19 protein-coding genes are annotated in these 25,434 nt (G+C 46.3%); 11 read left to right on the forward strand and 8 right to left on the reverse strand.

Going from position 1 to position 25,434, the window contains the following annotated elements:
* Positions 1 to 4: 4 nt before the first annotated feature.
* On the reverse strand, positions 5 to 1,294 hold the full coding sequence (locus A5877_RS03605) for a glycoside hydrolase family 125 protein (RefSeq protein WP_016613582.1): 1,290 nt from the start codon (positions 1,292 to 1,294) through the stop codon (positions 5 to 7).
* A gap of 155 nt (positions 1,295 to 1,449) precedes the next feature.
* On the opposite strand from A5877_RS03605, the gene A5877_RS03610 reads away from it, so the two are divergent.
* Together A5877_RS03610 and A5877_RS03615 are read left to right on the forward strand one after the other, a co-directional pair.
* Complete coding sequence (locus tag A5877_RS03610; RefSeq protein ID WP_016613583.1) at positions 1,450 to 2,502, forward strand: substrate-binding domain-containing protein; 1,053 nt, start codon at positions 1,450 to 1,452, stop codon at positions 2,500 to 2,502.
* 5 nt (positions 2,503 to 2,507) lie between these two features.
* Positions 2,508 to 4,658, forward strand: a complete 2,151-nt coding sequence (locus tag A5877_RS03615; RefSeq protein ID WP_034872311.1) for a GH92 family glycosyl hydrolase — start codon at positions 2,508 to 2,510, stop codon at positions 4,656 to 4,658.
* A gap of 85 nt (positions 4,659 to 4,743) precedes the next feature.
* Here A5877_RS03615 and A5877_RS03620 read toward each other — a convergent pair whose 3' ends face one another.
* Entirely contained in the window at positions 4,744 to 5,550 is an 807-nt protein-coding gene (locus tag A5877_RS03620) for a Cof-type HAD-IIB family hydrolase (protein ID WP_042890481.1), read from the reverse strand.
* Positions 5,551 to 5,722: 172 nt separating this feature from the next.
* Between A5877_RS03620 and A5877_RS03625 the strand changes: the two genes are divergently transcribed.
* The 5 genes from A5877_RS03625 (at position 5,723) to A5877_RS03645 (ending at position 12,909) form a co-directional block, all read left to right on the forward strand.
* Positions 5,723 to 6,718 carry an ROK family protein gene (locus tag A5877_RS03625; RefSeq protein WP_005234738.1) on the forward strand — a complete coding sequence of 332 codons (996 nt, stop codon included), beginning with the start codon at positions 5,723 to 5,725 and terminating at the stop codon, positions 6,716 to 6,718.
* Positions 6,719 to 6,755: 37 nt separating this feature from the next.
* Complete coding sequence (locus A5877_RS03630; protein ID WP_086316393.1) at positions 6,756 to 8,597, forward strand: FAD/NAD(P)-binding domain-containing protein; 1,842 nt, start codon at positions 6,756 to 6,758, stop codon at positions 8,595 to 8,597.
* A 192-nt stretch (positions 8,598 to 8,789) separates the two neighbouring features.
* Positions 8,790 to 9,728, forward strand: a complete 939-nt coding sequence (locus tag A5877_RS03635; RefSeq protein ID WP_005234736.1) for a MoxR family ATPase — start codon at positions 8,790 to 8,792, stop codon at positions 9,726 to 9,728.
* 2 nt (positions 9,729 to 9,730) lie between these two features.
* Positions 9,731 to 10,774 (forward strand): DUF58 domain-containing protein, encoded by a 1,044-nt coding sequence (locus A5877_RS03640; protein ID WP_005234735.1) that lies wholly within the window; start codon positions 9,731 to 9,733, stop codon positions 10,772 to 10,774.
* Positions 10,771 to 12,909: a transglutaminase family protein gene (locus tag A5877_RS03645; protein WP_086316394.1), complete on the forward strand. Its 2,139-nt coding sequence runs from the start codon at positions 10,771 to 10,773 to the stop codon at positions 12,907 to 12,909. The genes A5877_RS03640 and A5877_RS03645 overlap by 4 nt, the downstream gene beginning before the upstream one ends.
* A 58-nt stretch (positions 12,910 to 12,967) precedes the next feature.
* Here the strand turns inward: A5877_RS03645 and A5877_RS03650 are convergent, their stop codons facing one another.
* Positions 12,968 to 15,619 (reverse strand): cation-translocating P-type ATPase, encoded by a 2,652-nt coding sequence (locus A5877_RS03650; RefSeq protein ID WP_016613591.1) that lies wholly within the window; start codon positions 15,617 to 15,619, stop codon positions 12,968 to 12,970.
* A 349-nt stretch (positions 15,620 to 15,968) separates the two neighbouring features.
* On the opposite strand from A5877_RS03650, the gene A5877_RS03655 reads away from it, so the two are divergent.
* On the forward strand, positions 15,969 to 16,712 hold the full coding sequence (locus A5877_RS03655; RefSeq protein WP_008378980.1) for an NADPH-dependent oxidoreductase: 744 nt from the start codon (positions 15,969 to 15,971) through the stop codon (positions 16,710 to 16,712).
* A 120-nt stretch (positions 16,713 to 16,832) separates the two neighbouring features.
* Here the strand turns inward: A5877_RS03655 and A5877_RS03660 are convergent, their stop codons facing one another.
* On the reverse strand, positions 16,833 to 17,183 hold the full coding sequence (locus A5877_RS03660) for a hypothetical protein (RefSeq protein WP_086316395.1): 351 nt from the start codon (positions 17,181 to 17,183) through the stop codon (positions 16,833 to 16,835).
* Positions 17,184 to 17,345: 162 nt separating this feature from the next.
* Between A5877_RS03660 and A5877_RS03665 the strand changes: the two genes are divergently transcribed.
* Together A5877_RS03665 and A5877_RS17265 are read left to right on the forward strand one after the other, a co-directional pair.
* Positions 17,346 to 17,654 carry a DUF5960 family protein gene (locus A5877_RS03665; protein WP_008378984.1) on the forward strand — a complete coding sequence of 103 codons (309 nt, stop codon included), beginning with the start codon at positions 17,346 to 17,348 and terminating at the stop codon, positions 17,652 to 17,654.
* 72 nt (positions 17,655 to 17,726) lie between these two features.
* Positions 17,727 to 17,987, forward strand: a complete 261-nt coding sequence (locus A5877_RS17265) for a DUF3482 domain-containing protein (protein WP_217809919.1) — start codon at positions 17,727 to 17,729, stop codon at positions 17,985 to 17,987.
* Between the two features lie 143 nt (positions 17,988 to 18,130).
* Here A5877_RS17265 and A5877_RS03675 read toward each other — a convergent pair whose 3' ends face one another.
* Together A5877_RS03675 and pepV are read right to left on the reverse strand one after the other, a co-directional pair.
* On the reverse strand, positions 18,131 to 18,424 hold the full coding sequence (locus tag A5877_RS03675) for a hypothetical protein (protein WP_008378988.1): 294 nt from the start codon (positions 18,422 to 18,424) through the stop codon (positions 18,131 to 18,133).
* Between the two features lie 221 nt (positions 18,425 to 18,645).
* A complete protein-coding gene (gene pepV, locus A5877_RS03680; RefSeq protein ID WP_008378990.1) occupies positions 18,646 to 20,070 on the reverse strand; it encodes a dipeptidase PepV in 1,425 nt (474 codons plus the stop codon).
* Between the two features lie 159 nt (positions 20,071 to 20,229).
* Here pepV and A5877_RS03685 point away from each other — a divergent pair, with 159 nt between their 5' ends.
* Entirely contained in the window at positions 20,230 to 21,066 is an 837-nt protein-coding gene (locus A5877_RS03685) for an NAD(P)H-hydrate dehydratase (protein WP_008378992.1), read from the forward strand.
* 74 nt (positions 21,067 to 21,140) lie between these two features.
* Here A5877_RS03685 and A5877_RS03690 read toward each other — a convergent pair whose 3' ends face one another.
* A complete protein-coding gene (locus tag A5877_RS03690; protein ID WP_086316396.1) occupies positions 21,141 to 23,195 on the reverse strand; it encodes a beta-galactosidase in 2,055 nt (684 codons plus the stop codon).
* Positions 23,192 to 25,429 carry an alpha-galactosidase gene (locus A5877_RS03695; RefSeq protein WP_086316397.1) on the reverse strand — a complete coding sequence of 746 codons (2,238 nt, stop codon included), beginning with the start codon at positions 25,427 to 25,429 and terminating at the stop codon, positions 23,192 to 23,194. Before A5877_RS03695 ends, A5877_RS03690 begins: the two co-directional genes overlap by 4 nt.
* Positions 25,430 to 25,434 lie beyond the last annotated feature (5 nt).

Below are 25,434 nucleotides of genomic sequence, written 5' to 3' on the forward strand. Positions count from 1 at the left end.
CTGCTTATTTTTCCACTCGGATATCGAAATAATCCATGACCAATTCACAAAACATCATGTTCGCCCAAGAGAACCATTCTCTCGTGTATTGCGAAGGATCATCGACATCGAACCCTTCATGCATCAAATTTGTACCCGCATCTGTCGCCACTAACTGATCCAAAATTCGTTTCTTTTCTTCTTTGTCAGTGGTGGTCATGCCTTCCATTGCCATGGCGATCGGCCACACATAATTTTCTGGCGTATGAGAGCTGCCAATGCCTTTAGCGTATTTGCCTTCATAGAAATACGGATTTTCACTGCTTAACAACGTTTTACGGGTCTGAAGATAAAGGGGATCTTCCATACTGCCATACCCCAAGTAAGGGGCAGCGATCAAATTCGGCACGTTGCTGTCATCCATCAGTGTGCCATTGCCGAATCCATCCACTTCATACGCGTAGACTTCTTCGCCAGCTTGATTTTTGGTCAACCCGTATGCTTTAATCCCTGCTTCGATCTCTGCTTGCAATTTTTTCGCTTGTGCCACGATCGCTGTGTCTTCTAAAACCGTCGTAAAGATTTCTTGGATATAGCCTAAGACCACCACCGCAAACATATTGGAGGGAATCAAATAGCCGTATTTGCAGGCATCATCACTTGGTCGAAAACCTGACCAAGTCAAGCCAACGGGTTTCACCGGCGCGCCTTTGCCGTCATGAGTCAAGGTATCTTCTTTTCGCCAGGTATCCCGTTCAAAGCGATACGGGGATTCCTCATGGTTTTGTTCTGTTACAAACACCTCCAAGGCTTTTTTGATGCCTGTTACAAAATCATCATTGAACTGATCTGTTCTGCCTGTGTTTTTATATAGCAGATAGGCCAGTTGGATCGGATAACACAAAGAATCGATCTCATATTTGCGTTCCCAGATCCAATCGTTCATTTCTGTATCGTCTGTTTGGTGGCCAGCGCCATTGGCTGATTCGTTAAAGGCATTTGCGTAAGGATCGATCGTAATATAGTAGAATTGCTTCTTGACCAACCCGCTGATCATACTTGCTAAGTCTTCATCTTCTTTGGCGATCACTAAATACGGACGAACTTGCGCAGTGGAATCTCGCAGCCACATGGCTGGAATATCCCCCGTCAGTAAAAAGGTCGTGCCATCCTCATGACGCTTGACCGTCGTTAATAGTGTATTAGCAAAAGCTGCATTAAAATTTTTCGCCCAATCGGCATGCGTTTCTCCGCATAGATCCGTAATCGTTTCCATAAATGTTGCTACTGAAGTTGGTATTTCTTTATAAACCATTCCATCACCTTCCCTGATTTGATATATCAATTTACGAACCTAGTATATCATGAATCATGTGAATGTCTAGCGCTTTTTCAAAATAATTAAAGGGTTTTCATTTTTATCGGTTTATGGTATGCTAACAAATATGATATATCAAAAGGGGTTTTCTTATGAAACAACCATTATATAAAAAAATTTACTCGGAGCTTCACGAAGCCATCGTTGAAGGGCGATTAGCTCCGGGCAGTCGTGTCCCTACTGAAAAAGAACTATCTGAACAATACCAAGTCAGTCGGATCACCTCTAAAAGAGCCTTGACGGAACTGGAACAAAATCAGCTGATCTATCGCGTGCAAGGCAGCGGCAGCTTTGTCCGAGAATTGAAGGAAAAAAAAGCGACTGGACGAATTTTGTTTGTCTTGCCCTTTGCCAATGATCTCTCTTTAGGAAACTTTACCGAAGGCATTTACCCCGTGATGCAAGAACACGGCTTTGAACTTTTGATGACACCAGTGGATTATTTGGAAAAAACGACGGCAGCTGAGCTGATGCAAGAATTCGACGGCCTGATCTATTACGCCAGCAATACGTTTTCTTACTATGACTTGCTGTTCGAATGTGCTGAAAAACACTTTCCTATCGTGACCTTAGATAAAAAGCTGCATGAGTTTGATTTTCCAGCGGTCATGCCAGATAACTTTCAAGGTGGACAGCTAGCTACGGAGCATTTACTTGCGTTGGGGCATCAACGGATCGCTTATATTTTTGGTGATACCCACCATCCACAATCCGTCCGTCAGCGTTATCTAGGTTACATCGATGCGCTGAAAAAAAACCAAAGAACCTTTCGCACCAAGCTAGACGACGCTACTGCCAGTATCGCAAATGCGCTTGCCTACCTGGAAGAACATCAGGTCACGGCAGCCGTCTGTGAAAATGACTTGATCGCCATCGAATTGATGCGTGCACTGCGTCAAGCAGATTTGCACGTCCCTGCCAACATTTCCCTGGTTGGTTTCGATAATATCCAAGCCGCTGCCCTCGTTGATCCAGCACTAACGACCATCGGGCAGAATTTTGCGGAGATGGGGCGCTTGGCAGGAAACCAAGTGATTGAGAAAATCAACGCTGCGAAGGCAGCACCCCCAGTACCAACGGAGACGACCACCCATTTAGTGGCTGTTTCTTTGATCAAAAGAGAATCAACCCAATTAAAGGAGTGAACCAAGTGAACGTATCAATGATCGACACACGACACGGAACAGACAACCAATATAGTTTTTCCCATGGCAACTGCCTGCCTTATACAGGGGTTCCTTTTGGCATGAACTACTTTGCCCCGCAAACCAGCGATCAACGAGGCAGTTGGTGGTTTCATCCAGAAGATCGAACCTTTCAGGGCTTTCGCATCACCCATCAGCCTAGCCCTTGGATGGGTGATTTCAGCCATCTGACGATGCTGCCGATAAACGGCACGCTTTCTGAAAATACCCTTTTCCATGCGCAAAGCTCGTATCGTCCGGAAGAAAGCACCTTTAATCCAGCCTTTCTTAAAATCAAGACGCAGCGGTATTTAACAACAACGACTTTGATTCCCAGTATGTATGGCGGTGTGCTGTCTATTGAAAACTGCGGGGATCAGCCGGGTCTTGGCTTGTCACTGCCGGGTGACTATGTCTTAGAACAGTTGGATGAACAGACAGTGGCTGGTCAACTGATCGTATTTTCAGGATGCGAAGACGAAAGCTTCACCATCCATTTCGTCTATCGTTTTGAAACACCCATCACGGCGATCGAAGGTGCCTTGACAGGCAAAGAAGCCTTCGTCGTTCTCCGCTTTGATGATTGCCAAACACAGACGATCCGTTTTGCAACCTCGTTTCTCAGTCGCGAACAAGCTTGTTTGAACTTGCAGCGGGAACAGCAATGGGCTCCTGCCGATTATCTGGCTTCTGTCCAACAGCAATGGAATCATTTTTTGCAAAAAATCGAGATCGAGCATCACGATCAAGCACAAGTTTCTACTTTTTATCATAATTTTTATCGCTTATTCTTGTTTCCTCAAACCTTCTTCGAAATCGATCAAGAGGGTCGCAAAGTGCACTGGGATACCTTGGCAAAAGCGATCAAACCAGGACCACTGTACACAAACAACGGCTTTTGGGATACGTATAAAACTGTCTACCCGCTCTTTTCACTCTTGGCTGTCGAACAATTGGAAGACATGCTGGAAGGCTTTTTGAACAGTTATCGCGAAAGCGGCTTTTTACCAAAATGGCTATCACCTGATGAGCGGGGGTTGATGCCCGGGACGCTGATCGATGCCGTGATCGCTGATGCCGCAGTAAAAGGTATCCGTCCCGATTTGATGCCCGAATTTTTAGCAGCGATGAAAAAAGGTGCCACCGTCCAAAGTGAAAATCCCAATTATGGTCGGCGCGGCACGACGGACTATTTGACTTACGGGTATGTGCCATTGACGCATCATGAATCGGTCAATCACACCCTTGATTATTGTTACAGTGATTTTTGTATCTCACAAGTCGCGCAACAGCTGGGTGACGAGCAAGCAGACTATTATCAGCAGCAATCGCAAAATTACCGCAACATTTTCGATCAGGAGACCGGCTTTATGCGGGCAAAAGACCCAGATGGCGCTTTTCGTCCAGAGTTTAGTGACACACGCTGGGGCTTGGATTATGCAGAAGGCAGTGCGTGGCAAAGTAGTTTTGCTGTTTACCATGATTTCGCTGGCTTGATCACTGCACACGGCGGCAAAGCGGCCTTTGAAGCAAAACTGATCGACTTGTGCAATCAAGAACCTCGCTATACGACAGAAGGCTATGGGTTCGAGATCCATGAAATGAGTGAGATGGCCGCACTCGATTTTGGTCAGCTGGCGATCTCCAATCAGCCAAGCTTCCACTATCCGTATCTATTCAGCTATTTGGGCAAACCAGAAATGGCACAGCCCTTGATCAAGCAGCTACTGACACAGTGCTTCAATGACTCACCAAAAGGCTTTCCTGGCGATGAAGACAACGGCAGCATGGCTGGTTGGTACATCTTCAATGCCTTGGGCTTTTATCCAGTCACACCGGGGACAGGCGAATATGTCATTGGCATGCCCTTATTTGATCAAGCAACACTGCATCTTGCTTCAGGCAAAGACTTAGTGATCAAGAGCACGCCCAATGCGCCGCAACAGCTCTTCGTGGATAAAATTACATTGAACGAAGAACCCTTCGAGCGATTATTTTTCACCCACCAAGAATTGACTGCCGGTGGTACATTGAACTTCCAGCTAGGTATCGTCCCTCGCAGCAAAGAGTGGTCAGCCGATGCCTATCCTTATAGCGTCAGTCAACCACATGCATAACGAAAAAACCGCTCCTTAGCAACAGGCAGCAGTCTACTTTCAGTCAATTGAAAGTGCACGCTGTCCCTGCCAGGGAGCGATTTTTTTATTGTTTCATTTGTAGCGGTAACAGACGTTCGATAGTTTTCAGCACGCCATTTTCATCGTTTGATTTGGTCACAAACGCTGCCGCTGCCTTGACTTCCTCAAAGGCATTGCTCATGGCGAAACTAAACGTGCCAGCTGCCATCAACTCCAAATCGTTCAAGCCATCGCCGAAAACCATTGTCTCCTCGGGTGTGACGTGCAGCAATTCTTGCAAGTGTGCCACAGTCGTTCCTTTGTGGACGCCTTGATTGGTGATATCGATCCAAGCGGCTTCCGAAGCCACGATGTACGCTTCATTGGTAAATTCGCTTAACTGTTGGACATGCTCAAAACAACGTAGTTTGGGATCAAAAATAGTGAGCTTCACAAAATCTTCTGTGATAGTTTGATAATCCGCCACCGTTTTGACCACCCGATAAGAGCCACGCACTTTCTGCGCATCCGCTTCATTGGTTGTGTCAGCAATGTACGCCGCAGTCGGTGTACAAGCGATGATTACATGATCTTGCGCAATCGCAGCGAGCTTCGCAATGATCCGCCGCCCTAATTCGTTTGGCAGCAGCGATTCAAAGATGTACTCTCCTTGATGTTTGATGCGGGTCGCGCTATCCCCAAGAATCCAAACATCCGCTGCTGCTTCACCAAACAGTTCTTCCACTCGTTCACACTGTTTGCCGGTACACGCAGCAAAAGCAACACCCGCTTCTTTCATTTGTTGGCTGACTTGTTCATAATAAGGCCGATCAAAACTGCCTTGGCTGTTCAAAAATGTACCGTCTAAATCTGTGATGACTAATTTGATCATACGTTTCTCTTCCCCTCTACCTCGTGTCCTCTTCATTCCAAATCACTTAATTAACGTTATTAATTAAGTATACTTATTTTCAAGTTTTCCGTCAAGTCAGTCTTTTAAAAACTTTACATCGTTTCATCCCGTCGGTATACTTAATTAAATCACTTCATTAAGGAGAACATTTATGGCTTCTACCACCCATACCATTCGCCAGCAAAACAAACAGCTGGTTTTAAAAACTTTGTTTCAAAACGGGGCATTATTCGCCTCCGATTTAGTGAAGAAAACCGGCATCAGCATGGTCACCACTAACTCATTATTAAAAGAATTGTTAACAGAGGGGGAAATCACGAAAGGTCCGCTGGAGCAAAAAGAGCTAGGACGACCAGCAGTGACCTATCAGCTAAATCAAGACCGAGGTCATTCTCTTTTGCTTAGCTTTATCGATCACGATGGCTCCTTGGCTCTTTGGTCCATGCTGATCGATCGTAAGGGGAAGGTTTTGGCAAAACACGACCAGCCCTTTCCTGATGTTGCCCCTCACCGCTTTCAAGAATGTGTAACGAACGAGCTGGCATTATTTCCCTTTGTGGAACAGATCGCCCTCTTTTTACCAGGAAAAATCAGTAGAGGAACCGTGACTTCCAGCTGGTATGAAAAATTTAACGGTTGGCAGCTGGCAGCCCTCGTGGCAGAGGTCACTGCACTGCCCTTCTACTGTCAAAACGATGCCCATATTTTAACAATCGGCTATTGCATCGCCCAACAGATCTCCTTGCAGCAAACCATCGTTGGCATGTACAATCCCGAAAAAAGCATGCCCGGTATCACGCTCCTAGTCAATGGTGCGCTTTTAGAAGGAAAAGATGCCCTAGCGGGAGAGGCAAAATTTTTACCCGGCTACTTGGATCAAGGGGCACCGCAAGACCGCACGGCTTTGGTCCAGCGCCTGACAAGCTTACTGCCATTTTACAATGCAGCTTTTGCCCCCCACTGTATCATTTTAGCCAGCAGTGATGCAGTAAAAACCGATCTCTTAGACGCGATCCAAAAAAATCCATTGCTGCAGCAACAACCCAATCAGCCCGCTTTCCATTATATCGATGCTATCGAGGAAGCCATGGTGCTAGGCATGCACTGGCTGATTTTCCGCAAGACACCTTTTGACTTAGCCCGTTGATGACACAAAGACCATAGAATAATTGAGGTGGTGTGATATGAAAATAGCGATCATTGGTGCTGGTCCTCGTGGACTTTCACTTTCAGAACGGCTGATTGCTCATAGCAAACAAAACAAACAAGCCATCGACTTGCTGCTGTTTGATCCTTTTCTTCCTGGGGCAGTTTGGCGCACGGACCAATCGGCAGATTTGCTATTGAATTCTGTGACCAGCCAAGTCACCCTTTTCACGGATGACACATTAAGCACCGGCGGCCCCGTGGTCAAAGGACCTACCTTATACGAATGGGCAGTGACAGAAGGGAAACATTTCGCAGCCACGCATGCCCCTGAGCTCATTGCGAAATGCACAGCACTTGATTCACTTGATCCTAACGGGCATTGCTCGCGGGCGTTATATGGACTCTATCAACAGTGGTTTTATCAGCAGTTGTTAATAGAGCTACCTGAATCCATTACCGTCAACCATCTGTCAGATAGTGTCAGCTCTTTGATCCCTCTTTCCAAAAATCGCTACCAGTTGACGACGGCTCACCAAACATTCCTTGTTGATGCCGTCGTCTTAGCTACAGGCCATTCACAGGCCCAACTGTCATCAGGGGAACAACAATTGGCGGCTGCCGCAGAAAATAATGGCTGGTTTTATGCACCGCCAGCCAATGCGGCAGATACGGATCTAACGGCTGTGAAAGCCGGAGAACCTGTGATTTTACGGGGACTAGGACTTGCCTTTTACGATTACGTCACCCGCTTGACCAGTGGTCGGGGCGGAACCTTCGTCAAAGTCAATGAATCCCTCGTCTATCAACCTTCTGGTGAAGAACCGCAAATCATCGCCGGTTCTCGTCGGGGTGTCCCGTATCATCCTCGTGGCCGCAATCAAAAAACACCAACGCAGCAGCGAAAGCCCGTTTTTTTGACCCCTGAACGCCTAGCTGCTTGGCAAGCAGCCAAAACGGTTGCTGGCAAGACACTGCTCTTCTATTTAAAGAAAGAGGCAGAACTCGTCTATTATCAGACGCTGCTTTTAGATAAACAGCGGCTTGACAAAGAGCAGCTTGACGCTTTTACCACCGCCTTTGTTGCCACGGAAGGATCTGAAGACTTGCTAAAAAAATGGCAGCTTCCTAAGAGGGAATGGTGGTCATGGCACCAACTAGCCGATCCCTTTGCTCAGAAAGAGCAGCAGTCCTTGCAAGACTTTTTCATTGCGCTATTACGTACCCAAATCCAAGATGCCGAAAAAGGCAATCTAGCGGGACCTATCAGCAGTGCCTTGGAAGTCTTCAAAGATCTGCGTGACCCGATTCGGTTTGTTCTCGATCATCAGCTAATGCCAGCAAAAGACCTGAAAACACTCTTTTGGCAGTCTTTCGTTCCCTTTAACAGCTTTTTATCGATCGGTCCGCCGGTTCAACGACTGCAGGAACTGGTCGCCTTGATGGAAGCCGGAGTGGTGACCTTACTAGGTCCTGACATGACTGTTGAGATCGAGGAGGCTTATTGTACGTATTCAAAGCGATTTCCCGACACACGCTATCACGCGACGCAACTAATTGAGGCCCGCATTCCATCGACAGCGATTCGTCGAACCAACAATTCCTTATTGCGGCAACTGCTAAACGATCGGATCATTCACCCGCACCGGTTGCCGATACCCAATGAGGTGCCTTTTGAGACGGGTGCTATCGCCATCGATCCTGAGACCAATCAGGTCCTTGGACCAGATGAACGCCCCTACACTGCCCTCTATTGTTTCGGGATTCCCACAGAAGGCATCCACTGGCTGACGGCTGCCACTGCTCAGCCAGGAACCGATGCTTGGAATTTACGGCAGGCGGACCAGATCGCCGCTGACCTCTTACACCACATCTTCTAGTCGCTTCTTTTCTATCAAACGCAAACTTCCGAGGAAACGCTTCGGAAGTTTTTTGTTTTTCTTTCGCAAATCCGCAGAAAGGATTTTTCTTTTTTTGAATATTCTTGAAATTTTCTTTAATTGTTACACGAAAATTGCGACAGTCCTAGAAAACCGTTACAATGGAAGAAACGAATGTAGGGAGGTTATCAGATGACCGCTGAATTACAAAAAATAGATGCCTTGATCGCAGAAGTGGAAAAAGTGATTTTAGGCAAACGAGATGTGATCCAATTTACCGTGGCTGCGCTGCTTGCTGGCGGACACGTTTTATTCGAAGATATCCCTGGTGTTGGGAAAACGATGTTGGTCAAATCGTTAGCCAAAGCCATTCAAAGTGACTACAAGCGGGTACAGTTTACCCCAGACCTTTTACCTAACGATGTGTTAGGTGTGTCGATTTTTAATTCCCAAAGCCACCAGTTCGAGTTTCGTCCCGGCCCGATCTTCACCTCCGTCCTCTTGGCAGATGAGATCAACCGAACCACACCAAGGACGCAAGCCTCGCTCTTAGAAGCCATGTCAGAAAATCATGTCACCATCGACAATCAAACGTACCCATTGAGTCCCCACTTTTTTGTGTTAGCTACCCAAAACCCAATCGAATATGAAGGAACGTATCCCTTGCCCGAAGCCCAATTGGATCGTTTTTTGTTCCGCCTGCATATCGGTTACCCAGATTTTCAAGATGAGCTCGCCCTCTTGACTGGAAAACGACAGCAAAGCTTGGATCAGATCCAAACCATTTTACATGCTGATGAAGTGACCGCTTTGAAAGCGATGGTGGACGACGTGTATGTCGATGAGCGGGTCGCCCGTTACGCATTGCAGCTGGTTCAAGCGAGCCGCCAGCATAATGCCATTGACCTTGGTATCAGTCCTCGTGGTGGGATCGCCTTCTTAAAAGGGGCAAAAGCGTTAGCGTTGACGGAAGGACGGACCTTTGTCACGCCGCAAGACTTGCAGCGAATTTTACCAGCAGTCTTCGGTCATCGTTTATTACTGAAAGGCGGCGTTCATGCTAGCGCGGAGACCCTTTCAGATTTGATGAAACAGATGATCCAACGGGTGCCTGTCCCTACGAGGAAATAGCGATGAAGAAAAAAAAGCTTGAACGCGTGCTGCGCCTCCTGTTGTTTAGCGCTGCCTATTTTTTGCTGCTGGCTTACTGTGTGATCTTTAATAATAATGCCGGTTGGAGCCTCTGGTTTTTACTGACTCTGTTATTGTTGCTTGACGCAGTATTCTTGCTGCCCTCCCTCAAGAAGGTCCAAATCGTTTTAGAAGAATCGATCCAAGCTGAAACACAGACAGCGATCACCTTACCGCTGCAAGTCTTCAAGTATCGCCCGACGCTGCTGCCGCTGGTCGATTTCACCTTGCAGTTTGACGATCGTTTCAAGAATAGTCATCACAGCGCCTTTTATCGAGGCAATCTGATTCGGCTCCATCTGCCTTGGACCCCAAAGGAGCGCGGCAGCTATGAAGAATTGCCCGTTCAATTGTACAGCCATGATCTCTTTGGCTTTTTTGAAAAAAGCTACGCTGCAGGTGCGAAACAATCGATTTTGATCCTACCGAAATTGAAGCTAGAAGCCGTTGCCCTATTGCCATTTTTTAAACAGCAAGTCCGCAGCCAAACCCATGGGGAACCCAATTTTTCTATTCGACAGTTCCGTCAATACCAGTTAGGGGATTCATTAAAAAATATCGATTGGAAATTATCCAGCAAACAACAGGAATTGATCTATCGCGAACGAGAATACGAAGAAGAACAAGACATCTTTCTGCTCTTTTGGGGAGAAGATCATCCTGCTTTTGAAGAGACCTTGACACTGTTTTATTCGATCCACCATTTCTCACAAAATCAACGACTTTTTCAGCCGCTCTTGATTGGTGACGGATTGACTTCTCCTTACCAAACGGATGCCGCTGCCTATGCCCAGATCCTTCCCTTCGAGAAAGTTCCTGAAGGGGTACCGCTCTTGACTGGCAGCCATCTTATCTTCATTACCCCGGTTTTCACCCCACAACTGGAAAACTACCTCAGTCAGTTGGAAGCAAAAAACAGCTGCCAAGTGTTTACCTACGCTGATTTAATGAGGCAGTTGAATGAACTTGAGGAGGTGGTAGGATGAGATTTATTAAGAAAGCACTGATTGGTCTTTTGACCTTTCTCAGTCTATCACTGGTGATCTTGCCGTTTATCGCAGTTTATGACCTTGGCAATCAGTTCACCCTGTTAACTTATGCCTTTAGTATCTGTTTGATTTTGACCGTCGTGCCGAAAGTCCGTTACAGTTTGCCTTTGCTGGCAGCCGCTTGGCTGATCGTCTTGTATCGGATCTTTCCTTATGGGACTGCCTTTTCTTTTGACTGGCTACTGCGTTTTTGGCTAGACCTGCACCGTGCCTTTCAAGAGATCCTCAGTGGTGAAGTCGGCTATATCACCGAACTGGCGGCGGTGACATTGATCGTTAGTTGGGTCTTGTTTTTAGCGATCTTACCGATTGCTTATCAACGCTTTTTCTTGATTTACGGTACCATGATCGGCTACTTGCTGACAGTCGTGATTTTTAATCAATTTGACTTGACGTGGCATTTGATTGGTATTTTTCTTTGCGCACTGGCTTCTTCACTGATCCAGCGCAGCACCTTTCGATCCAGTCAAACGATCGCCCCTTGGTTTGGTGTGATGCTATTGATTGGTGGCTTAGCCGTCACTGCTGTCTACTTGCCGCAAACGAGCGTGCGGGATCAGTTGGCAGCCCGTTCCACGCCTATACGGACAAATCTGAATCAGCTGGGTTTTTATCAATTTATTGAAGAACATGGCACCCCCACTGGTTCTCGCACGGGTTTCAGTGAAAATGATCGTCAATTAGGCGGACCACTACTTGATGATGCGACGATTTTATTTGAAGCGCAACAAGAAACCCCGCATTACTGGCGGGTGGAAAGCAAAGACTTTTATTCTGGTAAAGGCTGGATCAGTACGAGCCGCGAAGACGTTCGCTTGGAAGCAGACGATGTCACCATCGCTGACCAGAGCTATCAACAAACCTATCCTGAGAATGAACAAGTGCGGATCCAATTCCAAAACCATGGAGACTATGTGCCATTGCCCTATGGCCGCAGTAGGTTATCCCTTGAAAGCGGCGCACGTGGCTTTCAAATCAGCGACGCTATTCAACGGGTCGATTTGATTGATTCGCTACCAGACACGGCCTTGACCCTCGATTGGGACCATCCCGATTTTGCCGCTGAAAATCTTCAGAATCTGCCCTTGATTTATCCGGATACACCGATCAATTATATCCAACTGCCTGACTCCTTACCGCAACGAGTGCAAGACCTCGCTGTTGAGATCACTGCTGACAGCAACAGTCTGTTTGACCGAGTCACCGCAATTGAAAGCTATTTGAAAGATCCGCTAGTATTTCGCTATTCCAAGACCGATGCCGTCGTGCCTGCAGAAGAGCAAGATTACGTTGATCAATTTTTATTTGAATCACAAGTCGGCTACTGCGACAATTTTTCCACGGCAATGGTCGTTCTACTACGGAGTTTAGAGATCCCTGCTCGCTGGGCAAAAGGCTTTTCTCCCGGCTCTCCTACAACAGAAAACGGCATCACTACCTATACCGTTCGCAACTTGAATGCCCACTCGTGGGTGGAAGTCTACTTTGACGGATACGGTTGGGTGCCTTTTGAACCGACACCTAGTTTCCAAAATCCAGATCGTCCCGTGTTGACTCAAGAATCTACTAGCTCCGAAGAAACGCCGACCGCTAGCAGCGAGACAATACCAACGAGCAGCACGGAAACAGAAAGTAGTGAAACCACGACCAGCAGTTCGGCAACAGCCGCGGTTACCGATGATGTTTGGTTGACTGAGGAGCTGAAACAAACGCTGCGTAATGGCTTCTTTGGAGGCTTAGCTCTCCTAGGACTTGGCCTACTTTTCTATTTCCGCCATTCGTTTTTCCGTATTCATTTATGGTTGATCTGCCGCTTTAACAAACAGCCGCTAGTTACTGCCTATCCTTTGTTTTTAAGGCAAACGACGAAAGTTTTGTACCGTAACGAGGCGGAGCCGTTGATCGATTATGCCCAACGACTCGAAGCATTCTATCCACTGTTTCATGGTGATTTTATCCGCTTGACGCAGCAATACGAAGCCTACCTTTACAGCCAGGAACAGCCGGCTGGTCAAGAAGCCTTCTTGAAGCAAGTCGCTGCCCAAATCAGTCAGCTGAAAAAAATCAACTAAGCAGTGAGGAGAAACGACAAAAAAACGTATCGATCAAAGGATCGATACGTTTTTTGCTTTAGGCGTTTCCTTGACGTTTTTGAACGGCAATAATAATCAGCTTTGTGATTTCCATCAAAACAACTGCCACAGCAGCCATTGCGATACATAGACCGACATGTCCTAAAGTGAAGGTTGCTGGAATCGCAAAGACTTCACGGATGCCAGGAATCAAGGTAATGCTGTATAGTCCACCACAAACGACGATCGCCAACCACACCATTTTATTGGCAAAAAGGCCAGCTTGCCAAGCAGTCTCGGTATTTGAGCGTGCTGGCAATGTTTGCAATGTCCGGCTCCAGATAAGTGTTGAGAAGGCCATCGCTACACCTAACTCAGGTGATTGGCTCATCCCTAACCATTGTGCCAAAATCACGACAGCGGCAATCAAAATACCGCGATACGTTACTGAGATCAATGTTTTTCCAGTGAAGATACCAGCATTTGGATCTCTAGGCTGACGTTGCATGATGGTTGGTTCGGCTTTTTCCATTCCCAGAGCAATTGCTGGTAATGAGTCGTTGACTAAGTTGATAAAGAGTAGCTGCAAGGCAGTAAATGGATTGTCCCAACCCATCACTAAGGCAAAGACGATCGCAATGATCGCACCTAGGTTTCCAGCAAACAAATACGAAATGGCTTTTTTGATGTTGTCAAAGACGTTTCGGCCAACTTCTACGGCACGAATGATCGAGGCAAAGTTATCATCCGTCAAGACCATCGCCGCTGCATCTTTGGCAACGTCCGTTCCGGTTCCCATTGCGATCCCGATATCCGCTTGTTTCAAGGCGGGGGCATCATTGACCCCATCTCCGGTCATGGCAGAGATCTTGCCTTTGTCTTGCCAAGCCCGCACGATACGGATTTTGTTTTCTGGCGAAACACGAGCATAGACTGTGATTTTGTCTAATTGATCCGCTAGTTCGGTTTCAGAAAGAGCATCCAATTCCGTACCAGTCAAAGCTAAGTCGCCCTCGGCTGAAATACCGATCTCTTGTGCGATCGCCACGGCTGTCGTTTTGTGGTCCCCTGTGATCATCACTGTTTTGATACCAGCAGATTTAGCATCCGCTACGGCTTGTTTGACTTCTTTACGAGGAGGATCGATCATCGCCATCAAACCAACCAAAATCAACTCGTTTTCATCCTCAAGTGTCAATTCTCGTGATTGGGCATCAGTCAATGGACGGTAAGCAAACGCCAAGACCCGTAATGCCCGTTTTGAGAATTCTTCGTTTTGATGCTGCAATTTATTTCTAATTTCATCTGTTAAAGGCACGACTTGATCATCGATCAAGACTTTGGTACTGCGGCCAAAGACGATGTCTGGACCACCTTTGGTCAACAACAAATGTTCGCCATCGATCTCATGTAAGGTGGACATCAATTTACGATCAGAATCGAAAGGCAATTCTTGCAAACGAGGAAACTGTTGACGAATCGCCCGATATGGCTGATTTAGTTTCTCACTGTAATCCAGAAAAGCAATTTCAGTAGGGTCTCCTAGCTTCGCCCCATCTTCACTGATGGCAGCATCATTTGCCAAGACACTGATCTCTACTAAGCGTTTTTCAGGCAATGTCCAGGTAGTTGGCTCATCGGGGAACGTGCCCGTTTGCCCATTTGGTAAATAGTAGTCAACAACGGTCATTTTGTTTTGGGTCAAGGTCCCTGTCTTATCTGTACAAACGATACTCGTTGAACCCAATGTTTCAACCGCTGGTAGTTTTCGAATGATGGCATGACGCTTCGCCATTTGTTTTGTTCCGATCGAAAGGACGATCGTCACGATCGATTGCAATGCTTCTGGAATCGCTGCAACGGCTACGGCTACCGCAAACATAAAGGCGTTGACTAAGTCTTCCGTCATATCACCTGTTCCGTCACCTAAGAACAACCGTGCTACTTGAACCCCTAAAATAATCAATGAAAGGACCAAGATCGCCAAGCTCAGTTTTTTACTGAAGCTGTCCAGTCCTCGTTGCAATGGTGTTTTGTGTTCAACTGTACTTTCCAATAAGCCAGCCACTTGACCGATTTCCGTCACATTACCAGTCGCGGTTACGATAAACCGACCACGTCCATAAGTGACGATCGTTCCACTGAAGACCATGTTGTCACGGTCGCCGATCGGTGCGGTACGATCGATCACACCTAATTCTTTTTCCGCTGGCGTTGATTCCCCAGTCAGCATTCCTTCATCGACCTTCAAAGAACCCTCTTCGATCAATCGACCATCTGCTGGTACATAGTCCCCAGCTTCTAAAATAACGATATCGCCGACAACCAATTCTTTCGCCAGCACACTTTGTTCTTTGCCATCCCGAATGACGTTAGCATCTGGTGCTGACAAGCTTTTCAAAGCGTCTAACGATCCTTCGGCTTTTTTCGTTTGTATCACACTGACGACGGAATTCAACAAGAGTACTGCGAAGATAACGATGGACTCAACGTGTGCACCCATAACCATTTGGATGATTGCCACAATCAACAAGACGATCACCATCGCATCTTTGAAGGTATCTAAGAATAAGGCAAAGCTTGATTTCTTAGGTGCTTCCTTCAGCTGGTTCAGGCCATTTTCTAACCGCTTGGCTGCCTCTTGCTGCGTCAACCCCTCTGGACTGCTCTGGACCTCTGCCATAATTTCCGAGATTTCTTTTTGATACATTTCTTTCGCCAATTTTTTTGCCCCTTTTAATTTTATTTTCCTTAGGCACTCTGCTAGAAAAAAAGAGACCTAAGACAAGTATACGCTTGTCTTAGGTCTCACCATTTCAAATAATACCAGAAAGCTGTCGCCAGCTTACTTACTGTTGATATTATCGCAGCTTGCGCCACCGGTTACTCCCCTAAGGAATAATAATAAGAATGTATCATTATCATAACGGAAACTGTTGTTCTTGGCAACTATAAAACATCAATTTGAAAATTTTTTGAAAACATTCTTTTTGTTCCCATTCCTTTTTTTCTGTTACACTAAAGAAGAAAGAAATTTGTACGTTACAGGAGGAAAAACGATGGATCTTTTTGATACTTTTACCCGCCACAGCTCTGTCAGAGATTTTCAACCCCGGCCACTATCAAAGGAACTCAAGCAAAAATTAGTGACGGTTGCCCAAAGTGGTTCCAGTTCGAACTTTGTTCAAGCTTATTCGATCATTGAGGTCAGTGATCCTGAAAAACTGGCTGCCATCGAAAAAATTGCCGGTGCCCCAAATTACATCACTCGAACGGGGGTCTTCTATCTTTTTGTCGCCGACTTACATAAGCATCAGCAGCTGCTGACCCAAGCAGGGTTGCCGGATACCCACTTAACCACGATGGAACCGTTTATTGTGTCTGTCGTTGATACGACGATCGCTGCCCAAAATATGGTAGCATATGCTGAAGCACAAGACTTAGGAATTTGCTACATCGGCGGCATCCGCAATGATTTGCCTCGTATCGCAGAACTTGTCGGCTTACCAAAATTGACGTTTCCGTTATTCGGCTTGACGATCGGTTATCCGCAACATAGAAATGAGCCGAAAGTCCGCTTGCCTCAAGAAGCGATCGTAAGTGTCGATCAGTATCAACCGCTGACGCAGGAGCAAACAGCCCAGTACAACCAAACGACGGAAGCCTATTATGCACAGCGCAGCAGCAATCAACAGCAAACCAATTGGCAAACGAAAATGACGGAATTTTTCCGTGAACCGCGACGTCCAGATGTCGCTGCCTTTATGAAGCAACAAGGCTTCTCAGACCACTTCGGCGAATGAGGACACTAATCACCACGGGAAAATAAAAAACGATCTTTGGCAAGGAATCTTGTCAGGATCGTTTTTTTGCTTGGTGTAAAAAATCAGGTTCAGGCGGCTCTTGTATCTTTGTCGCGCTAATTAACGTGCGGCTTCTTGTGCGGTTTCGTTGACGGCAACTGCCTGCTCACATTTTTCCATTAATTCTACGAATGCTTTATCTAACACGACTGCATTTTCGGAGGTTCGCTGACTGATTTGCGTCATAGGTTGCGCCGCAAGATCCAGCAAATAGGTAGGGATTGCTTCTTTTTCAGAAAAAGTGCCCTTGATCAGCGGCTGGTAGACAGACTCGCCACAAGGTCCAGTTTTGATAAAGGCTAGTTCGAACTGCGCCTTCCCTGACAAGCGCAACCGATAGAACCCTTCATTGGTCAGCAGTTTTTCATCGGTAAAGCGTGCCTGTAATCGTGCAAAGCGTTCATAATCCATGGTATCTGCTCCTTTTTGATTCCTTCTTTCCTCTAGTGTAGCAAATTTCTTGTTAGCAAAACATCTTTTTCATAGAGAACGCACCCCCTTTTTCCTCGTCTGGCGATTTTCCACTTTACAAACGGAACAAACGTTCGTATAATTCAAGTGAGGTGAATGCGTATGCCAGCTGCAAAAATCGCTTATGCAAAACAAGAAACCTATGCATTTGAAAAACACTATTATGAATTGGTAAACTTTCCCACACCAGTGGCGCTTTTGTTTGATGAATTCGCATTGACGATGGAGCGCAATCAAAAATCATATATTGCGATCCCCGCGCGCTATTCCGTCTTAAAGGTTCCGCTCGTCTTTGTTTTTCGACTAGAGACTAAGGATGCGCCTGTTTATTATTATGAGCACGTACTTGCTGAAAATAAGATCATTCGCCGCTACAACCCCGAGCGTAACTATTTACCCGGTGGAAGATAGACAAATGGTTCGATACGTTTGCTTAGATAAGCGGATGCTCTCTCCTGATGAAAATCATGGGTAGCAGTTCGAATGTTTGTCATCAAAACAAAACCCCTCTATACTAAAAAGAAAGGGGTTTTTCACAATGACGAAAAAACGCCGCAAACGTCTGAAGAAAAAGAAGCCGCTTCTAACAATATGGGATTGGGGATCGGTGTCGGAATGGCCTTAGGTGCTGCATTTGGGATGCTGTTTTTTGACAACCTGGCATTAGGCATGGGTTTAGGCATCGCACTAGGTGTAGCGATCGGTGCCGGTATGGATCAAAAAAGCAACAAAGACAAGAAATAGCTGAAGCAAAGAGCTGTGTTTATCTGTCACAGCTTGCTGCCCAGTAAATACAAAAAAAGCCTAGGTTCTGCACTTGTTGTACAGGACCTGGGCTTTTTTGCTACTTCGAGCAATTTTCTCGAAAACAGTTGCTTCACAGTTGGTTACAGCAGATTTCTTTTCGCCATTTCCGCGCGATACAGTTCATAAACCGCATCACTTTGCTTTGCATGACTGCGGTAAAAGAGCCCATAAGAGAAAATCGCTTGGAAATTGCTTCCTTGATTTGCTCGTGCTACAGCGTGGTACAAATTCGCCAACTGCTGATCAGACATCTTCCCGCTTTTGATTTGTTTGGCAACTGCTTTTTGAGAAAGGGTAAATAAAACCGTCGTAAATACTTGATAAACCACCCAAATCGCCAGAATGACCAAAATAAATTTCACCAAATCAGGCATCACTTTTCAACTCCTTACAAAAAGTAAATCATTCGGATGATTTGATGTCAATAATAAAATAACCCAACGAAAATAAAATATTTATTTCCCAAAGTAATAAAATAGCAGTATGACAATGATTGAAACAATCAGTCGTACTGCTATTCCTTTATTACCTCTATTCATCTAAGTATTAATAAATCGACTCAGCTAAAAAAAGAATAGACGGTATCAATGTCTCTTTATTTCGCCAAACGGTAGATAGCATCTGCATAGATCACCGCTGCGTTGAATAGGTCATCCAAGCTCATGAATTCATTGGCTTGGTGCATGGTGTCAACATAGCCTGGGAACATTGCGCCATAGGCAACGCCGCGTTTCAATAGACGGCCGTATGTGCCGCCGCCGATGATTTGTTCAAAGCCTTTTTCGCCGGTATGTTCTTCATAAACCGCCAATAAAGTTTCTACCAATGGATCATCTGCTGGCACGTAGTGAGGTTCCATGTTGCGGTCATTGCGAGTAACGGTGGCCCCTTCCATACCGACGGTGCGTTCCACACCGATTTCAAGTCCTTCCGCAGTTACACCTTTAGGATAACGGAAGTTCAAGGCGATAAAGTTGTCTGCTTGCGTTCCTGCTTGGTTCGCTTTAAAAGCAAACAAGCCAGCATTCATAGTTAATTTACCCATTTTTTCGTCTTCGTACGCCACACCTAATTTTTCACCGTAGAAATCTTCATGGACATAGGCTGCTGCTGCATGGATGAATTGTTTTGCGCCGCCGCCAAAGGCATAGTTATCTAAGAAGACAGCTAAGAAGGTTCCCGCATTGATTCCTGATTGTGGGCTGGCACCATGGGCACCTTTACCGACTAATTCGATCGTCACTTGTTCATTTTCTGTTTCAATTGTGCCCGTCACTGGATTGGCTTCAACGTAATCGAAAAAGGCTTTTTCGATCGCTAATGCTTCTTCTGTTGATGGAGCAATGAAGCTTGCCGTTGCCGTTCCTGGTACCATATTTTCTCGCAAGCCAGCAGTGAAACTTTGTAGCGTGAAGTCTCCTTCATTGTTGCCTTGGAAATGGATCCCTAATGTCACATTTCCTTTTTCTCCATTGATGATTGGGAAATTGGCATCTGGCGAGAAGCCAAAATCAGGCTTTTCTTCATGCTCAAAGTAGTAATCCATATCTGCCCAGCCGCTTTCTTCATCAGAACCAACGACAAAACGGATTTTTTTCGATAATGGCAAGCCCAATTCTTTAATGATTTTCATCCCATAATAGGCGGCCATTGAAGGACCTTTATCATCAGAAGAACCACGAGCATAGATTTTGTTGTCATTGATGACTGGATCATAAGGATCGGTTGACCAGCCGTCACCTGCAGGAACAACATCCATGTGACCGAAGATCCCTAATGTTTCGTCTCCTTCACCAAATTCGATGTGACCAGCGTAATTATCGACGTTTTTGACTGTGAAGCCATCACGTTCGCCATAAGCTAGCATGTGTAGCAACGCATCACGAGGTCCAGGACCAAATGGCGCGTCCGCAGTCACTTTATCATCTTCTCTTTCACTTTTCACTTTCAATAGATCAATCAAGTCGTTCAGCAAATCGTCTTTGCGGGCTTCGACCTCTTTTTTCCAATCGATTGTCATAGTGTTCCCTCCATTTCTGTTCTCGCTATTTATGATAACACTCTTAAACCAAAAAAGGAAAAAAAATTGCGCCTTTTTCCATGGGTCTTTTCTATGAAATTTCTAGGAAACAGGTATAATAAATATAACTCGATTTTGATTAACGAAAGGAGTCATTGCATGGAGCAACTTGATTCTGCGATTTTATCCAAAGTGATCCAACAGCGCCCGACAAAAAGCCACAAAGGTACCTTTGGCCGGGCCGTTTTAGTAGGGGGCAACCGCCAATTCGGTGGGGCGATCTTAATGGCGGCGCAAGCCTGTGTATATGGGGGAACTGGTTTGACCACTGTGATCTCCGATGGCGTCAACCGAACCGCCCTGCACGCCCGCTTGCCTGAAGCGATGTTTGTCGATTGGCAGCAAACAGAACTGATCGATACGGTCACCGAATCGGCGGACGTCCTACTGATTGGTCCCGGATTAGGAGAAGGAAAAAGCAATTTTGATCTGCTGCAGCGGATCGTTTCTGCCCAAAAAGAACACCAATGGTTGGTGATCGATGGTTCGGCGATCAATTTGGCTGCCAAATATCCGCTGATCATCCCCTTTCCTGAACAAGTCGTCTTCACGCCGCATCAGATGGAATGGCAACGGCTCAGCGGACTGGCAATTGCCGACCAGACCGAAGAAAACAATCAGCAAGCCCAACAAAAACTCGGAAGTCTGGTGGTCTTAAAAAGCCATCGCACGCAAATTTACGGTAGCAGCATCGCCCAAAATCCCCTAGGAACACCCGCAATGGCGACCGGCGGCATGGGGGATACGCTGGCAGGCATGATCACCAGCTTTTTGGCACAGTTTGAAAAAACAGAGGAAACGATCCAAGCGGCTGTCTATCTCCATAGCCTGATTGGCGAAGACTTGGCAAAAGAGCACTATGTCGTGTTGCCGACACAAATCAGTGCCGCATTGCCTCAATGGATGAAAAAGCACCAAGCATCTGATCCCGAATGATTTCTTATAAACCATTCACCAAAAAAACGTCCCTTTCTGTATTTGTCGAAAGGGACGTTTTTTCCAATGGTCAGTTAATTGTTAAAATAAACCACTCGCACTTCATACGGCGCCAAGGTTGCTGTTGGAGGAACTGCTTGATTGGTCTCTAAATCAACGACTTCTTTGATCAAGTGTAGTGTCTGCTCTTTCTCAGAAAAATTCATGATGAAAAAGTACGTTCGTTCTGGACTGATCCTGCCTTGGATCGAGACTGCAGGATTGGCATGCGCGATCCTTTCCTCTGCCAAGGACAGCTCACGGACCAAAGAGGCATAAAACTGTTCGAAAAAGTCATAGTTGGTGCGAGCCGCCAGATAGTAGGCGGTGCCTGCACCAAAGGTATGTTTGGTGATCGCAGGTGTTCCTTGGTAAAAATCCGCTTGATACACCCCTAGTACCTCCGCTGTTTCGGCTTCGATGATTGCAGAATAGTCCCGTGTTTCAAAGGGCTGTCCTTGAAAAACCACTTGATTGTGTTCAGTGTCAAAAAGAGTTTCCAGCTCCAGCACGTTGATGCCTAATAACCCTCGCAACGGCTGTGGCAAGCCCCCCATATACAACAGGTCGGTTTCATTGACCATGCCGCTAAAGTAACTGGAAATCAAGGTACCACCAGCTTCCGTGTACTGGCAAAGTTTTGCCATCGTCTCCGATGACATCAAGTAAAGCATCGGAGCGATCACCAACCGATAGTCAGAAAAATCTTGCTCTGGCGTCAAAATATCGACAGCGATGTCTTGTTCCCAGAAATAACGATAATGCTCCTGCAACGTTTGCGGATACCGTCTGGTTGGTCGACCAAACCCGCCGCCTCGCTTCAATGCCCAGTTGCTTTCCCAGTCAAAAAGGATCGCCGCTGCTTTTTTTCTTGTGGTTCCTTGAATCTCTTTGATTTTTTCCAAGCGCTTGCCGTAAGCCGCAACTTCTTTGAAGACCCGATTCTCCGTGGAATCATCATGTCCCACGACTGCCCCATGGAATTTTTCTGAATTGCCGCGGGATTGGCGCCATTGAAAATACAAGGTACTATCTGAGCCGTGAGCGATCTGCTGCATGGCACTCAACTGATGGACACCAGGCTTTTTCGCTTTATTAAAGGAATGCCAGTTAACAAAACTCGGCGTGCATTCCATCACTAAAAAGGGCTGTTTCTTCAAAGACCAGTACTGGTCATGCACATAGGCAGATTTCATTGCTGTCGCTGCCAAAGATTCAAAGTTGTTGTTCCAATCAGGGTAACTATCCCAGCTAACGATGTCCACATGACGAGCAAACTTGCTGTAGTCAATGCCTTCTAAAGGAATAAAATCTTGGGTAGCATGTCCTTCCGCCATAAAATTCGTCGTCACAGGAATGTCCGGTGTCAGTTGGCGAATCGGCGTACATTCATGCAAATAAAAATCGATCGTCCTATCTGTAACAAATCGTTTCCAATCAAGATCCATGCCATGCACTTTGTGTTCTCCTAGAGGCGAAGGCGGTAAAACCTGCGACCAATCGGAGTACGTACCACTCCAAAAAGAAGTCCACCAGGCATGATTCAACGTGGCTAAATCACCATATTTCTTTTGCAGCCAACTGCGCCAGTTTTCTTGACAATAGGAGCAAAAGCATTCCCCAGAGTACTCATTGGAGATATGCCACATGGCTAATGCCGGATGCTTGCCGTAACGTTTTGCCAACTGCTGATTGATTTGCGTCACCTTTTCCCGATAGATCGGTGAAGAGTAACAGTGATTGTGGCGAAACCCATGGGTATGTTTTTGCCCTTGGGCGTTGGTCCGATTGACTTCGGGATACTTTTGGCTCAGCCATTGCGGACGCCCACCGCTAGGAGTGGCCAAAATGACTTTGCCGCCGATGTCATGGATCTGATCAAACACACGATCCAACCAGTCAAACTGATAAACGCCTTCTTGCGGCTCTAAGGCACTCCAAGCAAACACCCCTAATGTGACGGTGTTGACATGGGCTTGCTGCATATAAGCAAGATCCTTTTGCAAGATTTCTGGATAAGCCAGCCATTGATCGGGGTTGTAATCCCCGCCATGCATAAACTGCTGATCAAACAATTGATTGCTCATCATTCTACTCCTTTTTTGGCTTGTAACTGGTAGACAAATGATTGAAAATCGCCAGTGACTTGCGCTGTTCCATGGTTGACGGCATTAAACTGATAAGGTTTACGCAACCCTAATTGCCTTAACAGCTGACCAGAGACAGTTTCGCCATTGACCCGATACACCTGTTGGCCATCGAGAAAGGGTGCGGGCAAAAAGTCTTCCGCCGTCGGATTGGCTTGTGCCAACACGCGAAAGAAAGCAACCAATGCTTCTTCGTTTTGCGGATCATACACTGCCCAAGTCGTTTCATTGGCATGGTCCAACTGCTGCAGCTGGTAAAAAGTGCCAAAGGTCAGCAATTGCCGCTGTTTTTTATAAAAGACGATTTGGGATTTGATCGCCTGCTTTTCGGTTTCAGACAAGTGAAAGAGATCGAGTTCATACCCCAAAGGCCCAAACATTGCGACGGTTTGCCGAAAGGCTAAAGAAGTTGCCCGGCCGACTTGGTGGTTTGGTACCGCCGACACGTGATTGCTGAAGGAGGACAACGGATACCCTAGCAACGTTCCGCTTTGGATGGCTAAACGTTCCACTGCATCACTATCATCACTAGGCCAAATCTGCGGACTGTAAAACAAGATCCCCAAATCGTATCTGCCCCCGCCGCCAGCACAGCCTTCAATCAAAAGGGTCGGAAACGCCGCTAAGATTTTTTCATATAAGCGATAAAGGCCTAAAATATAACGATGATAAAACTCCGTCTGAGAAATTCCCTGTTCCGCTAAGTAAGGAGAGTAAGCTTCCGTGATATTGCGGTTCATATCCCATTTGATGTAATTCAGCTTGGTTTCAAGGATCACTTTTTGCATCGCTTCGAAAATTGCCTCGACCACTGCTGGATTGGCAAAATCCAACACGTATTGCCCGCGCCCCACAGAGATCCGCTCATAAGGATGCTTGACTACCCACTCAGGATGCTCTTGGTACAACTGACTATCTGGCGAAACCATTTCCGGTTCAAACCAAATCCCCAGCTGCAGCTGCATGGCATGAATTTTCTCAGCAAAAGAGCCGATTCCTTTTGGAAATTTGGCAGGGTCCGCCACCCAATCGCCTAATGAACTGCGGTCGTTGTTACGTTTTCCAAACCAACCATCATCCAGCACAAAGCACTCCATCCCTAACGCCTTGCTTTCTTGGGCTAAGGTCAACAGCTTCTCTTCATTAAAATCAAAATAAGTCGCTTCCCAGTTATTAAAGACGATCGGCCGCTGCCGCTTTTGCCAATAAGGGGCAATCACATGCTTTTCGATAAATTGGGCGGATTCTTGACTCAAACCATTCAGGCCAGCAGCGGTGAAGGTGAAGAGACATTCCGGCGCTTCAAAGGTTTCTCCTTGTGAAAGCTGCCAGCTGAAATGTTCAGGATGTATCCCCAACATCAATCGAACGTTGTCCCATTCATCCATTTCTGCTTGCGCCAAAAAGTTACCAGAATAAATCAGGTTGGCACCGTAGACGTGACCAGTGTCATTGGTGGCTTGCTGTTCTTTTAAGGCGACAAAAGGATTGTGCTGATGACCAGACGCTCCTTTTAACGAGCCAACACTGATCGTCCCTTGGGTCAAAGGGACCGTCTTGATATGCCGTTCTTTCAGCCAGGCGCCTGAAAGATGCAGCAGTTCAAAATCGCGATTTTTCAGCTCCAAGACACCACTCAAAAAGCGCTGGATGGTTCTAGGCTTGCTTCCCATATTGGTCAGTGTCTGCTGCCTCGTGATGGTTCCTGATCCTTTGAAGATCGTATAGGTGATCGCCATTTCCAGCTGTCGCTCTTGATCTACTAATTCAAAGACGATGCTTTGGCTTTCATCGGCAGCCGCGAAGCTGGCTGGTTGCGCCAGCTTTCGTTCTTTGCCCTCAAAACAGTGAAAAGCCACAAGTTTAAAATCAACATAAAGTGGGGTTTCTTCCTCAAAAACCGACACTACCCCTTCTCGAAAATCAGAAGTCCCATACGTTGGCAATTCTTGAAAACGGTCTGCCAAGGTAAAAAGATTGTCTGCTTCAAAAAATTTGACGGTTCCTGCCGATTTATTCTCTTTTTTCTCAAGGTACGCTTGATCAAACGGCGCCAGTGTGCCTAGAGATGGCCCAAAATAGACATGACCCAGTTGCTGATTTGGTAACACATTTATGATATAACTGATTTTTTCATTGTATAAGTGAAAGAGTTGTTCGTTCTTTATTTCTATCATTGCTA

The sequence above is a fragment of the Enterococcus sp. 3C7_DIV0644 genome (assembly GCF_002141235.1).
GTDB classification, from domain to species: domain Bacteria; phylum Bacillota; class Bacilli; order Lactobacillales; family Enterococcaceae; genus Enterococcus_D; species Enterococcus_D entomosocium.

Coding starts and splice junctions, on each gene's coding strand:
- A5877_RS03665 (WP_008378984.1), top strand. CDS start 17,346: ATGCCAGCTGCAAAAATCGCTTATGCAAAACAAGAAACCTATGCATTT.
- A5877_RS03605 (WP_016613582.1), bottom strand. CDS start 1,294: ATGGTTTATAAAGAAATACCAACTTCAGTAGCAACATTTATGGAAACG.
- A5877_RS03685 (WP_008378992.1), top strand. CDS start 20,230: ATGGAGCAACTTGATTCTGCGATTTTATCCAAAGTGATCCAACAGCGC.
- A5877_RS03635 (WP_005234736.1), top strand. CDS start 8,790: ATGACCGCTGAATTACAAAAAATAGATGCCTTGATCGCAGAAGTGGAA.
- A5877_RS03610 (WP_016613583.1), top strand. CDS start 1,450: ATGAAACAACCATTATATAAAAAAATTTACTCGGAGCTTCACGAAGCC.
- A5877_RS17265 (WP_217809919.1), top strand. CDS start 17,727: ATGTTTGTCATCAAAACAAAACCCCTCTATACTAAAAAGAAAGGGGTT.
- A5877_RS03650 (WP_016613591.1), bottom strand. CDS start 15,619: ATGTATCAAAAAGAAATCTCGGAAATTATGGCAGAGGTCCAGAGCAGT.
- A5877_RS03640 (WP_005234735.1), top strand. CDS start 9,731: ATGAAGAAAAAAAAGCTTGAACGCGTGCTGCGCCTCCTGTTGTTTAGC.
- A5877_RS03690 (WP_086316396.1), bottom strand. CDS start 23,195: ATGATGAGCAATCAATTGTTTGATCAGCAGTTTATGCATGGCGGGGAT.
- pepV (WP_008378990.1), bottom strand. CDS start 20,070: ATGACAATCGATTGGAAAAAAGAGGTCGAAGCCCGCAAAGACGATTTG.
- A5877_RS03660 (WP_086316395.1), bottom strand. CDS start 17,183: ATGGATTATGAACGCTTTGCACGATTACAGGCACGCTTTACCGATGAA.
- A5877_RS03620 (WP_042890481.1), bottom strand. CDS start 5,550: ATGATCAAATTAGTCATCACAGATTTAGACGGTACATTTTTGAACAGC.
- A5877_RS03625 (WP_005234738.1), top strand. CDS start 5,723: ATGGCTTCTACCACCCATACCATTCGCCAGCAAAACAAACAGCTGGTT.
- A5877_RS03630 (WP_086316393.1), top strand. CDS start 6,756: ATGAAAATAGCGATCATTGGTGCTGGTCCTCGTGGACTTTCACTTTCA.
- A5877_RS03655 (WP_008378980.1), top strand. CDS start 15,969: ATGGATCTTTTTGATACTTTTACCCGCCACAGCTCTGTCAGAGATTTT.
- A5877_RS03695 (WP_086316397.1), bottom strand. CDS start 25,429: ATGATAGAAATAAAGAACGAACAACTCTTTCACTTATACAATGAAAAA.
- A5877_RS03675 (WP_008378988.1), bottom strand. CDS start 18,424: ATGCCTGATTTGGTGAAATTTATTTTGGTCATTCTGGCGATTTGGGTG.
- A5877_RS03645 (WP_086316394.1), top strand. CDS start 10,771: ATGAGATTTATTAAGAAAGCACTGATTGGTCTTTTGACCTTTCTCAGT.